Genomic DNA, 12691 nt, shown 5'->3' on the forward strand with positions numbered 1-12691 from the left:
CCTACGATGGCGCGGTGACGAGTACCGCACCCGAGACCCGGCGGGGCCACGACGCCGGGGAGCCGCTCGGCGAACAGCCGACCTCCTGGCAACGGCGGCTGCGCCGCTTCGGCTACCTCCCGCGCCCGGAGACCCCCCTGCGCGCGAGGCTGGACCCGCCGTACACGCGGCCCGGCCGCCAGGTGTGGTCGGTGCTCGCGGTCCCCCCGCGCGTGGCCGAACGGCTGGTGCGCTGGTCCGGCTGGGGCGGGCCGCTGCTGGTCACGCTGGTCGCCGGGCTGCTGCGGTTCTGGAACCTGGGCAAGCCGCACGCGGTGATATTCGACGAGACGTACTACGCCAAGGACGCGTGGGCGCTGGTCAACCAGGGGTACGAGGGTGCCTGGCCCAAGGACGTCGACAAGCAGATCCTGAACGACCCGTCCTCGGTGCCGATCCCGACCGATCCGGGCTACGTGGTCCACCCGCCGGTCGGGAAGTGGATCATCGGCTTCGGTGAACAGCTCTTCGGCTTCACGCCGTTCGGCTGGCGGTTCATGGTCGCGGCGCTCGGCACGCTCTCCGTCCTGCTGCTCTGCCGGATCGGGCGGCGGCTGTTCCGCTCCACGTTCCTGGGGTGCCTCGCGGGGCTGCTGCTCGCGGTGGACGGCCTGCACTTCGTGATGAGCCGGACCGCGCTGCTCGACCTGATCGTCATGTTCTTCGTGCTGGCCGCGTTCGGCTGCCTGGTGGTGGACCGGGACCACGCCCGCCGCCGGCTGGCCGCCGCGCTACCGGTGGACGAGGAGGGGGTGCTGCGCCCGGACGCCCGGGTAGCGGAAACCTTGCGCCTGGGGTGGCGGCCGTGGCGGCTGGCGGCGGGCGTGATGCTGGGCCTGGCCTTCGCCACGAAGTGGAACGGCCTGTACGTCCTGGCCGCGTTCGGCCTGATGACGGTGGTGTGGGACGTGGGCGCGCGGCGCACGGCGGGCGCGGTCCACCCGTACCGGGCGGTGCTGCGCCGGGACCTGATCCCCGCGTTCGTCTCCACGGTCCCGGTCGCGATCGTCACGTACCTCGTCTCGTGGACCGGCTGGATCGTCACGGACAAGGGCTACTACCGGAACTGGGCGGCCACCGAGGGCAAGGGCTCCACCTGGTCCTGGCTCTTCCCGGACTGGCTGCGCAGCCTGTGGCACTACGAGAACCAGGTGTACGACTTCCACGTCGGCCTGACCTCCGGCCACACCTACGAGTCGAACCCGTGGAGCTGGCTGGTGCTGGGCCGCCCCGTCTCGTACTTCTACGAGGAGCAGACGGGCTGCCCGGAGTCGTCCACGGGCAAGTGCGCCTCCGAGGTGCTGGCCATCGGCACCCCGCTGCTGTGGTGGCTGGCGTGCTTCGCCCTGGCGTACGTGGTGTGGCGCTGGTTCTTCCGCCGCGACTGGCGGGCCGGCGCGATCGCCTGCGGTGTGGCGGCGGGCTGGCTGCCCTGGTTCTTCTACCAGGAGCGGACGATCTTCCTCTTCTACGCGGTGGTGTTCGTCCCGTTCCTCTGCCTCGCGGTCACGATGATGCTGGGCGCGGTCATCGGCCCGGCGGCGGGCACGGGGGCCAGGGCCGACCTGGGCCTCACGAAGGACGACCCGACCGGCGAACGCCGCCGCACCCTGGGCGCGATCACGGTGGGCGTGCTGGTGCTCCTGGTCATCTGGAACTTCATCTACTTCTGGCCGCTGTACACGGGGACCTCGATCCCGGAGGACTTGTGGCGGGACCGGATGTGGCTGGACACGTGGGTCTAGCTGGGAGAACGGCGGGCGGCCGGTAAATCCGTCGCCCGCCTCCGGCCGGCGGAGGACAATGCCGGGATGGGTACGGACATGCACGGGTTCATCGAGTGCCGCTGGGACCGCTGGCTCGACGAGGACGATCGTGAGTGGTTCCGGGCCATCGATCTCTCGCACCTCTACAACGGGCGCGACTACGTCGCCTTCGGCTCGTTGTTCGGTGTCCGCGACGCCGTGTCGTTCCGCCCGCTCGCCGACCACCGAGGCATCCCGCGGGACGCGTCGAGGGAGGTCCTCACCACCCTGGAGACCTGGGGTGATGACCGGCACGGGGAGTCCTGGATCACCTGGGCGGAGCTGACGGCCGCCGACGGGGACGAGGTGTCGAACGAGGTCGACGGCTGTGTCCACGAGTTCCGCCGGGGTTCTGACGGCAGTTGGACGATGCACGGACGAAACACCGACCTCACCCGCTTCGCGGAGCTCTCCGGCCTCACGGGTCCCCGGCAGATCCTCTCCGCGGGCACCGTGTTCCCCGAGAACACCGAGTGGCCGGACGGCGACCGCCTCTTCCGCGTGGGCCGCCTGCGGCGGAAGGACGTCGTGCCCGACAGCGAATGGGGCGCGGTCTGGTCGGTGATGCGGACGCTGGCGAACCTGCACGGCGAGGAGGGCGTCCGGCTGGTCGTCTGGTTCGACGGCTGACAGGAGCTGCTCCCTGAGCAGGCGGCGACGCACCGAGCACGTCACCCTTCACACGGCAACCAGCCGCACTCTGTCACCACACAGCTTGGTCGTGTCGTCGATGTCCGAGGTCAGCAAGACCACCGGGCGCTGCTGCCGCAGGGCGGCCTCCGCCACCGTCCGGGTACAGCCGTATCCGGTCCTCGCCCGGCGCCTTCCGTACACGCGTCTTCCGTTACACACCACATGCGGGTGGCCGCGACGGTGTCTTGTCGCGGCCACCCGCATGTGGTGCTGGAGCAGGCTGCTGGTCAGCCTAGAAGTAATGCTTTCGCCCACCGACCGCGCGGCCGGTCGCGCCGAGGATCCACAGGACCGCTCCGACGACGATGAGAATTCCGCCGACCGTAGTCAGCAGCGGCACGCCGACGAGCATGCCAATGATGAGCAGAAGAAGTCCAAGGAGAATCATGCCTAATCCCATCGCCGAGTCCGAGTAGGTGCGTGAACACCCACAGTTCGCAACGGTCGCGGTGCACCCGATCGATCGGTTCCGGCGGTGGAACACCACCAGAACTCGTTGCGTTCGTCCTAGTGCCCCACCCCTCGGCACTTACACACATCACATACACACTTCATCGAAATTCTGTTCGCCGCCTTCGTGATCATGTGCGCCGCTGCCGTGCGAGGAAGATCGCCGCCGCCCCCGACAGCGCCAGGAAGAACACGGCGGCCCCCGCCGTCAGCCAGGCGAGCAGGGCCGCGCCGCCTCCCCCGGTGTCCTGGGTACGGGCGACCACTCGCGGGTCGTCCGCCTGGTATCGGACGTCCACGGCGGCGCCGACGGAGCTCTTGCCGCCTCCGCTCCCCACCGGGAGGTCGGCCACCACGGTCTGCCCGTCCGCCTCGAACGTCACCTTGCACTGGCCGGTCATGCACGCACCGGCGGTGTGCAGGGTGGCCCGGGCCCGTTCGCCGTCCTGGAGCGAGCGCAGATGCTGGGCCGCCGGGAACATCACCAGCGCCGACAGCGCGCCCAGCAGCAGGGCGAACGCCAGCGACATCAGCAGGGAGGCGCGCGGCCCCAGGTGCTGACCGGTCTCGTGGACACCCGCCCTACCGCCCCAGCCGCCGGCCCCGGCGCTCCTTGCGTTCCAACTCGCGTTCCCGGCGCTCCCCGCGCTCCCGTTCCTCCGGCCGCCCACCGCGCCCGACCCCGTACGCGCTCCGGAGCCGCCCCCGCCCACCGTGCCGTTCAACCCCATCCCCCCTCCCCGTCTCCGAGCAGGCTAGACCGGCGCCGGGACGATTTCAGGGGGTCAAGTCGGCACAGCGGACCCGGCTCCGACTGCCTGCTGTCGGCAATGGGTCGCCCGTGGGGGACGTCCTCGCGTACGTCGGGCGGGCTCGCGGCCCGCCTCCCAGCGCCGCGCCTCCCGCTCCCGCCGCAGCCGGTCGCGCTGCCGGGTGGGCCGTCCGCCGCCTCCCGGGGGCCGAGTCGGTGGAAGCGGTCGGGGCGGAGAAGGTACCGGGGCTTTCCGGTCACGCTGAGCGTCCCGGTGCCGGCCGGGCGGCGGTTCCGCTTCTTTCCCCGGCCCCCGCCCGGAAGGCCACGGTCGGCAGGCGCTTCACGGGAGACGACATACCCGCCCCAAGTCCGGGCCCCCTCCAGATATCCCTGCGCACGCCCATGCGCGCCCGTCCCCCGCCGCTCGCTCCCCGCGCATTTCCGGCCAGCCTCCCGCAACGGCTCTCCGCCACACCGGGCAGACCGGCCCGGAGAGCGCTTTCCGGCCAAGCATTCCGGTCCGGTAACAACACCCTCCCGCCTCGCCGACAGACCTTAGGGTTCCTCACAGTTGCCCCCTGAACATGTTCAGGGGGCTCTCCTGGGGAGGGGGCTGCAGGATGCGGAGCGGAGCGAAGGTCGCCGTGGTCGGCGGTGCGTTCGTGCTGGTGGCCGGAGGCATCGGCTACGGGGCGTACAGCATGCTCGGGGACACGGTCGGCGGGGACGGCGGCGGTACGCGGAGCGCGTCCGAGTCGTCGAAGGTGAGGACGGGGCCGCCGAGCGCGGAGGAGATCGCCGAGACGTCGAAGGGCTTCTTCGACGCGTGGGCGGCCGGGGACGCGTCGGGCGCGGCGCTGCTCACCAACAACGAGGCGGGTGCGGAGCCGGTGCTCGCCTCGTACGGCGAGGACGCCCACATCGGCAAGGTGAAGATCACGCCCGCCCCGCCGGTCGGCACGAAGGTGCCGTACACGGTCGAGGCCACGGTCACGTTCGAGGGGAAGTCGAAGCCCCTGTCGTACGCCTCGGAGTTGACCGTCGTCCGGGGGCTGACGACCGGCAAGGCCCTGGTGGACTGGGAACCGACCGTCGTGCACCCGCAGTTGACGGAGGGTGCGACGCTGAAGACGGGCGAGTCCTCGACGCCGGCGATCGAGGCCGTGGACCGCAACGGGACAGTGCTGACGAAGGAGAAGTACCCGTCGCTGGGGCCGATCCTGGACACGCTGCGCGAGAAGTACGGCGCGACGTCGGGTGGTTCGGCGGGCATCGAGACCTGGATCCAGGCCGCTGACGGATCCCAGGCGGACGCCACTCTGCTGACCCTGACCAAGGGCAAGCCCGGCAAGGTGCAGACGACGCTGGACGCGAACACGCAGGCGGCGGCGGAGCGGGCGGTGAAGAAGTTCGCGCAGGCGTCCGTGGTCGCGGTGAAGCCGTCCACGGGAGCGATCCGCGCGGTGGCCAACAACCCGGCGTCCGAGTTCAACGTGGCGCTCCAGGGCAAGCAGGCCCCCGGCTCGACGCTGAAGATCATGACGGCGGCCATGCTGCTGGAGAAGGGCCTCGTCACGGCGAACAAGGCGGTGGAGTGCCCCAAGGAAGCGATGTGGCAGGGCCGTACGTTCCACAACCTGGACGACTTCGCGCTGCCGGACGGCAGTACGTTCACCCAGAGCTTCGCCAAGTCGTGCAACACCGCCTTCATCAAGCTCATCGACGACACGAAGGACGACGCGGCCCTCCCCAAGATCGCCGAAGACGTCTTCGGGATCGGGCTGGACTGGCAGACGGGCGTCGTGACGTTCGACGGCAGCGTTCCGCAGGAGGCGGGCGGCGAGGCGGCCGCCCAGTACATCGGCCAGGGCACCGTCCAGATGAACGTCCTCAACATGGCGTCCGTCACCGCGACCGCCATGACCGGGACCTTCCAGCAGCCGGTCATCGTCCCGAAGTCGCTGGACGACCGGGAGGTGGCGCAGGCGTCCCGGTCGCTGCCCGCTTCCGTCTCGCAGCAGCTCAAGACGATGATGCGCGCCACGGCCGCCTGGGGCACGGGCGCCGAGGCGATGGCCTCGGTGGGCGGCGACAAGGGCGCGAAGACCGGTTCGGCCGAGGTCGGCGGGCAGGACGTCTCCAACAGCTGGTTCACCGGCTTCAGCAACGACCTCGCGGCGGCGGCGGTCGTCCAGTCCGGCGGCCACGGCGGCGACGCGGCGGGGCCGGTCGTCGCGGAGGTCCTGCGCTCGGGCGGATGACCGTGGCCGGGTGACGGTGCGGGTGACGAGAAGGCGCCGCTCGCCGCTGGGGGCCGTGATGGATGGAAGGCGCGGGGGGCGTGGAAGGCGCGGCGGTGGCGGCCGGGCGGTCGGCGGGGACGGGGCGGATGGCGGAGCACGTGGACGCCCTCGGCCGGTGGGGCGCGGCTCTGTACGCCGTCTGCCCCGAACGCGTCGGGATCCTGCGCGCGGACGCCCGTACGGCGCTGCGCGCGTGGGCGGACCACCTGTCGGCGGGCTCCGAGGACGCGGAGGCGGGCGACGCCGCGCGCGGCCGGGCGGAACGGGCGGTCCGCCGCTTCCGGGAGGCGGCGGCGGACCTCGGATAGGTGCCGGAGAGCGGCTGGGGTCCACGGGTCAGCGGCCCGGAGGCCCCTGCGCGTGCCCACGGAGGCCCCTGCGCGTGCCCGCGTCCTCCGCGCCCCGGTCACGGTCCGCCGGCTGCCCACGCCCTCCGCGCCCCGGTCACGGTCCGCCGGACACGCCCTGCGCCCCCGGCCAGTCGCCCCGCCCCGCCAGCTCCAGCACCAGCGCCGCGATGTTCCACGCGTCGTCGTCGCCCCGGTGGTGGCGGCCCTCCAGCGGGAGGCCGGCCAGCTCCAGGGCCTGGGCCATGCCGGGGCGGCGGCGCAGCCCGTACGCGGCGGTGAAGGCGATCTTGGCGTTGGTGTGGTGCTGTCCGAAGGGGTACTCCACGCCCGCCGCCCGGCACTGGCGGGTGAACTGACGGCGGTCGTAGTCGCCCCAACTCGCCCACGGCAGCAGCCCCGTACGGTGTTGGGCGGCCAGCGTCCGGCAGGCGTCGGCGAAGGACGTACCGCCGTCCACCTCCGCCTGCGTCAGCCCGGTCAGCTCCGTGCAGAACGGGCTGACCGTCGAGCGGGAGGGCCGCACGAGCAGCCGGTGCCGGGCCGTCCGTTCGCCCGCGCGGAGGTCGACGACGGTGAGGCCGATCTCGATGATCTCGCTGACCTGGCCGGGCGGCGGCTGCCCGTCCCAGCAGGTCGCCTCGACGTCGACCACGTTCAGCAGACGGGCGCCCGCCCCGCCGTCCTCGCCCCTGCCCCCGTACGTGTTCATGAACGTGAGCGTAGAAGCGCCGGTCCCCCGGGGTCACCGGGTTTTCGCGGGACTCCCGGCGTCGGCACCGGTGGCGGTGGACGCCGGCCCGTCCACGCGCGGTTCGGGCAGGCGGCGGAAGAGCAGCCAGCCCAGCAGCGGCATCAGCACGAGGGGCGCCAATGCGGTGCGCAGCGACGTGGCGTCGGCGAGGGCGCCGATCGCGGGGCTGGCCAGGCCGCCGATGCTGACGGTCAGGCCGAGGGTGATCCCGCTGGCGGTGCCGACCCGGGAGGGCAGGTAGTCCTGGCCGAGGGTGACCTGGAGCGAGAACGGTACGTACAGGCCCGCCGAGGTCAGCGCCACGAACAGGAAGACCGCCGGCCCGGGCGCCCACAGCACGCCCGCGATGGCGGCGGCCGTGACCAGGTAGGACCAGCGGGCGACCACCACGCGGTCCCAGCGCGAGGCGAGCGACCCGCCGAGCACGGAGCCGACCGTGCTGCCGAGGTAGAGCACGAAGAGGGCCGCCGTGCCGACGGCCATGCCGCCGTCCAGGCGCTGGCGCACGTACAGGGAGATGAAGGTGCTCAGGCCGATGAACGCGATCGACCGGAAGACCACGGCGACCGAGAGCCTCACGAAGGAGGGGATGTCGTCGCGGCCGGGCGGCAGCGTCAGGCGCGGGTCCGCGGCGGCCCGGCGCTCCTGGAGGACGCGGACGACGGGCAGGCACATCGCCGCGCCGGCCAGCGCCGGCAGGACGAACAGCGGGGTCCGGCGCAGCCCTCCGCCGGACATCCCCGCGGCGACCATGAGCGGGGCCAGCGCGAAGCCGATCGTGCCGCCGGTGGAGAACCAGCCCATCGCCCGGTGGCTGCCCCGGCTCACGATCCGGGCGACGCGGGCGGACTCGGGGTGGTAGGCGGCCACCCCGACGCCCGACAGCGCGACGAAGACGAGCGTGAGCGGGTAGGACCCGCTCAGCCCGCTCAGCGCGATGCCGACACCGCCGAGCAGGGTGCTGACCGGCAGCAGCCACGGCATGGCCCACCGGTCGGTGAGGGCGCCGAACACCGGCTGGGCGACGGACGACAGCAGCGAGGCGGCCAGCACGATGCCCGAGGCGACGGCGAGGGAGTAGGAGCGCTCGGCGATGAAGTACGGCACCAGAGCCGCGACGGCGCCCTGGTAGACGTCGACGCAGGCGTGACCCACGGACAGCAGGGCGATCGGGGTGTTCTTTCGCATGCCGTCATGCTCCGGCCGGCGAACCGTGTCGCGCTTTCGATAACCTGCCACGTCATGACGGAATCCCGCCACGATCCCGTGGCGCCGACCCACACCCGACGCCTCGCCCCCGGCGGCTCGATCGACGCCCACCGCCACGACGACCACCAGATCGTCTACGCGGGGCGCGGCGTGCTGACCGTCACGACGGACGCGGGGACGTGGGTCGCCCCGGGCACCCGTGCGATCTGGGTGCCCGCCGGTACGGTGCACGCGCACCGGGCCCACGGCGAACTCGACCTGCACGTGGTGGGGTTGCCGGTCACCGAGAACCCGCTCGGCCTGGACGTGCCGACCGTGCTGTCGGTCGGTCCGCTCCTGCGCGAACTGCTCATCGCCTACACCGGCGTCGGGGGCGGCGACAGCCCGGAGCGCGCCCGCCTCCGGGCCGTGCTCCTCGACCAGTTGCGGACCTCCGCCGCCCAGCAGCCCCTGCACCTGCCGACGCCGACCGCGCCCCTGCTGCGCGCGGTGTGCGACATCCTGCGGGACGACCCCGCCGACGGCCGTACGCTGGCCGCGCTCGGCCGCCAGGTCGGGGCGAGCGACCGGACGCTGTCCCGGCTGTTCCGCGCCGACCTCGGCATGACGTTCCCGCAGTGGCGCACGCAGCTCCGCCTCCACCACGCCCTGGTGCTGCTGACCGACCGGACGCCGGTGACGGCGGTGGCGCACCGGTGCGGCTGGTCGTCAATCAGCGCCTTCATCGAGGTCTTCCGCCGCACGTTCGGCCACACGCCGGGCTCGCACGACCCGCGCTGAGAGCCGGTACGGCCGGGGCGCGAGCCGGGGCCCGCCCCACCCCGCCCGGACGGGCCTTCCGCAGCAGTTCGGCCGGGCGTCGCCGCCCACCCTCCGGAGCCCGCTCGCGTGCATCGTGCACCTACCGCTAGCGTGCAGCCATGAGCACACCCGAACCCGCCGGAACCACTCCCTCCGCCCCGGCCGCGCCCGTCTCCCACGCCCATCCCCGATTCGCCGATGCGCTCGCCGAACTGGGCCTCCAGGTCGAGGTCCGGCGCTTCCCGGACGCGACCAGGACCGCCGCCGAGGCCGCGGCGGCGGTGGGCTGCGCGCTCAGCGAGATCGTCAAGTCCCTGGTCTTCGCGGCGGACGGCGTCCCGGTGCTGGTCCTGATGGACGGCTCGTCGCGGGTGGACCTGGAGCTGGTCCGCCGGGAGCTGGGCGCGGGGAAGGTGGAGCGGGCGGACGCGGCCGTGGTCCGGGAGACCACCGGGTACGCCATCGGCGGCGTCCCTCCCTTCGGCCACGCCACCAGGACGCGCGTCCTGGCTGACCGGCGCATCCTGGACCACGCGGTGGTGTGGGCGGCGGCGGGCACCCCGCACACGGTGTTCCCGCTCGACCCGAAGACGCTGATCGCCCACGCGGGCGCGACGGTCGCGGATGTGCGCGAGTCCGCCAAGTGACTCCACTGGTCGCCCTCGCGGTCCTCATCGCCGCGGTCGCGCACGCCAGTTGGAACGCCATCGCCCACGCGATCAAGGACCAGCTCGTCTCCTTCACGCTGATCTCCGGCGGCGGGCTGCTGATCGGCGCGGCCATGGCCCTCTTCGCCCCGCTCCCGGCGGCGGGCGCGTGGCCGTACCTGCTCGTCTCCGCCGCGCTCCACGTGACGTACCTGCTGCTGCTGATGCGCTCGTTCACGCTGGGCGACTTCGGCCAGATGTACCCGATCGCCCGCGGTACGGCCCCGCTGGTGGTGACGGTCCTGGCGGCGGTGTTCCTCGGTGAACGGCCGGACGCCTGGGCCGCGACGGGGGTGGCGGTGGCCTCGGCCGGGCTGGTCGGCCTGGCGCTGTGGGGCCTCCGGGGTTCGGGGAAGCGCCCGCACTGGCCGGCGATCGCGGCGGCGCTCGGTACGGGCCTGGCGATCGCCGGGTACACGACGGTGGACGGCGTCGGCGTACGGGCGTCGGGCACCCCGGTGGGGTACGTCGCGTGGCTGATGATCCTGGAGGGCGTGGCGATCCCGGCGTACGCGTACTACCGCCGCCGCTCCGAACTGCTGCCTCAGCTCAGGCCGTTCGCGGTGCGCGGGCTGCTGGGCGCGGCCCTCTCGGTGGTCGCGTACGGCCTGGTGCTGTGGGCCCAGACGAGGGCGCCGCTCGCCCCGATCGCGGCCCTGCGGGAGTCGTCGATCATCGTGGGCGCGGCGATCGGCACGCTGTTCTTCAAGGAGCGCTTCGGGGCTCCGAGGATCGCGGCGGCGGGACTGATGGTGGTGGGCATCGGGCTGATGCTGCACACGAGTTGAGGCCCCCGGCTCGTCCCGCCGCGCCTGCCGTAACCGCCGCGTCCGCCGCGCCTGCCGTACCCGCCCCGCCTGCCGTACCCGCCGCGTACGCCGCCCCTGCCGCGCAGGACCGGGGGGAGACGGTGACGAGAGCCCGCCACGCTCAGCCGTGCGGCGTCTCCCGCACACGCTCCGGTCCCCGCCCGCGTCCCGCGTCCGGGGCGGCCCCGGTCTCCCCCGACGGCCGGGCGAGGTGCGGCCGGAGCCGGAGCCGGGCCCACCCGAGCAGCAGCAGCACGGTGGCCATGAGCGCGGCGTTGGCCCCGTACTTGAGCACCGGTGAGGCGTCCCCGAGCGGCTCGACGACGAAGGACAGGGCCGCGTTGATGACCAGAGCCGCGCCGCACACGGCCAGGACGTGAGCGGCCCCCCAGCCGGCCCGCCCCGACCACCGCAGCAGCGAACCGCCTGCCAGGGCCAGCGCCGCGACGTTCAGCGCGAGCCCGCCCCAGCCCGGCGCGGACAGCTGGTGCGCGCCCAGGAGCACCACGGCCCCGCAGCCGGCCGCCCAGGGCGGAGGCACCCGGCCGCCGGAACCGCCACCGGGCGGCCGACGCGGCAGGGCGAAGGCGACGACGATCAGCCCCAGGGCGAGCGCGGCGACCGTGCCGAGTCGCGCGGGCGTCGCCAGGAAGTCCTTGCTGTGCTCCTTGAAGATGACCAGGGCGCCCAGCCCGTACAGGACGCTCATCACGGTGATGCCGATCCGCCCCAGCCACGGCCGGCCCGCGAGCCGCGGGACACAGGACTCCACGACGCCGATCGGCGCGCAGAAGCTCCACAGGACGTGGCCGCCGACGAAACCCACCAGATGCTTCACGCTGATGCCGAGCGCGGGAACGTAGGTGGGCAGCCGGTCCTGGTCCCAGGACGCCTCCTGGACGAAGTCCGGGTTGAACAGGCTCTGGTCGATGACACCGGCCTGGACCAGCCCGCACGCCACGCTCAGCAGCACCATCGTCGGCCACCCCCGCCCGGTCCTCCGGGCGGTTTCGCGGATCAGGACGGCGGCCGCACCGTACAGCGGGCCGAGGACCAGCAGCCCGGTCAGCATGTCCCAGGGCCGGCTGATGATCTGGTCGTAGCCGATCAGGTACTCGGCGCAGACGGGCGACAGGAGCAGCAGCCCGACGGCCGCTCCGATCCTGCTGCGCGCCGGTGCGGGTGCGAGGTCAGCCGCCATGTGTGGCCCTTCGGAGGAGGAGGGCACGACTCAATCATAAACAGAGCGCGCGGTCTATTAATAAATGCGGCACCATGGGCAGCACCGGGGACGAGCGGCGTACCCGGACGGGGACGGGCGGCTCACCCGGGGCCGGGCCGGCCCACCCAGGAGGAGGCAGCGGCATGAGGACGGTGGACCCGGCCAAGCACAAGGCGCGACGCCAGCACATCGTGCGCGTCGCGGCGGAGCTGTTCGCCACGAAGGGCTTCGAGCGCACCACCACGGCGGAGATCTGCAGGGCCGCCGGGATGAGTTCGGGCAATCTGTTCCACTACTTCGCCAACAAGCGGGCGGTCTTCCTCGCCGTCTTCGAGGACGAGGACAGCGACAAGACCGAACGGCTGGCGGCTGCGGAGGCCGCCGAGGACCCGTGGGCCGCGCTGCTGGAGGTCGTCGACCTGCTCGCCGCCCCGGCCCTGGAACCGCTCGCGCCGCACCTGGTCATGGAGGCGATGGTGCAGGCGTACCGGGACCCGGAGGTCGAGGAGGCGCTGAGCCGGGACAACGCCGCCGAGCAGAGAACGGTGGCCGTCCTCCTGAGAAGAGCCGCGGCGGCCGGCCGGATCGATCCGGACCTGGACCCGGACGCCACCGCTTCCTGGGTCACGACCCTGATCGCCTCGCTCTACACCGGCGCCGCCACCGACCCGGCGTTCAAGGCGGCCGAGCAACTCCCCACGCTCCGGCTGATCCTGACCCGCTACCTCCGCGCGGAGCCCCGCTGACCGGCGGCCGCCCGCCCCCTGCCCGACCGCGAGGGGGAGTCGTCACACCACA

13 protein-coding genes and 1 pseudogene are annotated in these 12691 nt (G+C 72.9%); 8 read left to right on the forward strand and 6 right to left on the reverse strand.

What is annotated here, in order from left to right:
- Nucleotides 1–14 precede the first annotated feature (14 nt).
- Together IF19_RS0106965 and IF19_RS0106970 are read left to right on the forward strand one after the other, a co-directional pair.
- Entirely contained in the window at nucleotides 15–1784 is a 1770-nt protein-coding gene (locus IF19_RS0106965; RefSeq protein ID WP_030115542.1) for a dolichyl-phosphate-mannose--protein mannosyltransferase, read from the forward strand.
- A gap of 66 nt (nucleotides 1785–1850) precedes the next feature.
- On the forward strand, nucleotides 1851–2474 hold the full coding sequence (locus IF19_RS0106970) for a hypothetical protein (protein ID WP_030115543.1): 624 nt from the start codon (nucleotides 1851–1853) through the stop codon (nucleotides 2472–2474).
- Nucleotides 2475–2522: 48 nt separating this feature from the next.
- Here the strand turns inward: IF19_RS0106970 and IF19_RS1000000138125 are convergent.
- From IF19_RS1000000138125 to IF19_RS0106985, 3 genes and pseudogenes are all read right to left on the reverse strand, one after another.
- Nucleotides 2523–2633, reverse strand: a pseudogene (locus tag IF19_RS1000000138125) (DNA-binding protein); the annotation flags it as partial.
- 136 nt (nucleotides 2634–2769) lie between these two features.
- Nucleotides 2770–2925, reverse strand: a complete 156-nt coding sequence (locus IF19_RS1000000136850) for a hypothetical protein (RefSeq protein WP_093902362.1) — start codon at nucleotides 2923–2925, stop codon at nucleotides 2770–2772.
- A gap of 193 nt (nucleotides 2926–3118) precedes the next feature.
- Nucleotides 3119–3718 carry a DUF3592 domain-containing protein gene (locus IF19_RS0106985; protein WP_234313166.1) on the reverse strand — a complete coding sequence of 200 codons (600 nt, stop codon included), beginning with the start codon at nucleotides 3716–3718 and terminating at the stop codon, nucleotides 3119–3121.
- 643 nt (nucleotides 3719–4361) lie between these two features.
- Here IF19_RS0106985 and IF19_RS0106990 point away from each other — a divergent pair.
- On the forward strand, nucleotides 4362–6002 hold the full coding sequence (locus tag IF19_RS0106990) for a penicillin-binding transpeptidase domain-containing protein (RefSeq protein ID WP_030115545.1): 1641 nt from the start codon (nucleotides 4362–4364) through the stop codon (nucleotides 6000–6002).
- 128 nt (nucleotides 6003–6130) lie between these two features.
- A complete protein-coding gene (locus tag IF19_RS0106995) occupies nucleotides 6131–6352 on the forward strand; it encodes a hypothetical protein (protein ID WP_136975131.1) in 222 nt (73 codons plus the stop codon).
- Between the two features lie 136 nt (nucleotides 6353–6488).
- Here the strand turns inward: IF19_RS0106995 and IF19_RS0107000 are convergent, their stop codons facing one another.
- Nucleotides 6489–7103 (reverse strand): 3'-5' exonuclease, encoded by a 615-nt coding sequence (locus IF19_RS0107000; RefSeq protein ID WP_050493710.1) that lies wholly within the window; start codon nucleotides 7101–7103, stop codon nucleotides 6489–6491.
- A gap of 33 nt (nucleotides 7104–7136) precedes the next feature.
- A complete protein-coding gene (locus IF19_RS0107005) occupies nucleotides 7137–8333 on the reverse strand; it encodes an MFS transporter (RefSeq protein WP_030115548.1) in 1197 nt (398 codons plus the stop codon).
- Between the two features lie 54 nt (nucleotides 8334–8387).
- On the opposite strand from IF19_RS0107005, the gene IF19_RS0107010 reads away from it, so the two are divergent.
- The 3 genes from IF19_RS0107010 (at nucleotide 8388) to IF19_RS0107020 (ending at nucleotide 10650) form a co-directional block, all read left to right on the forward strand.
- Nucleotides 8388–9134, forward strand: coding sequence for an AraC family transcriptional regulator (locus IF19_RS0107010; RefSeq protein WP_030115549.1), 747 nt, complete (start codon nucleotides 8388–8390; stop codon nucleotides 9132–9134).
- A gap of 140 nt (nucleotides 9135–9274) precedes the next feature.
- Nucleotides 9275–9802: a YbaK/EbsC family protein gene (locus tag IF19_RS0107015; protein ID WP_030115550.1), complete on the forward strand. Its 528-nt coding sequence runs from the start codon at nucleotides 9275–9277 to the stop codon at nucleotides 9800–9802.
- The gene (locus IF19_RS0107020; RefSeq protein WP_030115551.1) at nucleotides 9799–10650 is read left to right on the forward strand and encodes a DMT family transporter; all 852 of its coding nucleotides are present in this window, start codon (nucleotides 9799–9801) and stop codon (nucleotides 10648–10650) included. Before IF19_RS0107015 ends, IF19_RS0107020 begins: the two co-directional genes overlap by 4 nt.
- A 142-nt stretch (nucleotides 10651–10792) precedes the next feature.
- On the opposite strand, the gene IF19_RS0107025 is transcribed toward IF19_RS0107020, so the two are convergent.
- Nucleotides 10793–11872 (reverse strand): hypothetical protein, encoded by a 1080-nt coding sequence (locus IF19_RS0107025; RefSeq protein WP_234313167.1) that lies wholly within the window; start codon nucleotides 11870–11872, stop codon nucleotides 10793–10795.
- Between the two features lie 164 nt (nucleotides 11873–12036).
- Here IF19_RS0107025 and IF19_RS0107030 point away from each other — a divergent pair, with 164 nt between their 5' ends.
- Complete coding sequence (locus tag IF19_RS0107030) at nucleotides 12037–12639, forward strand: TetR/AcrR family transcriptional regulator (protein WP_030115553.1); 603 nt, start codon at nucleotides 12037–12039, stop codon at nucleotides 12637–12639.
- Nucleotides 12640–12691: the final 52 nt, after the last annotated feature.

Source organism: Streptomyces californicus (assembly GCF_000717645.1).
Lineage (GTDB): Bacteria > Actinomycetota > Actinomycetes > Streptomycetales > Streptomycetaceae > Streptomyces > Streptomyces californicus.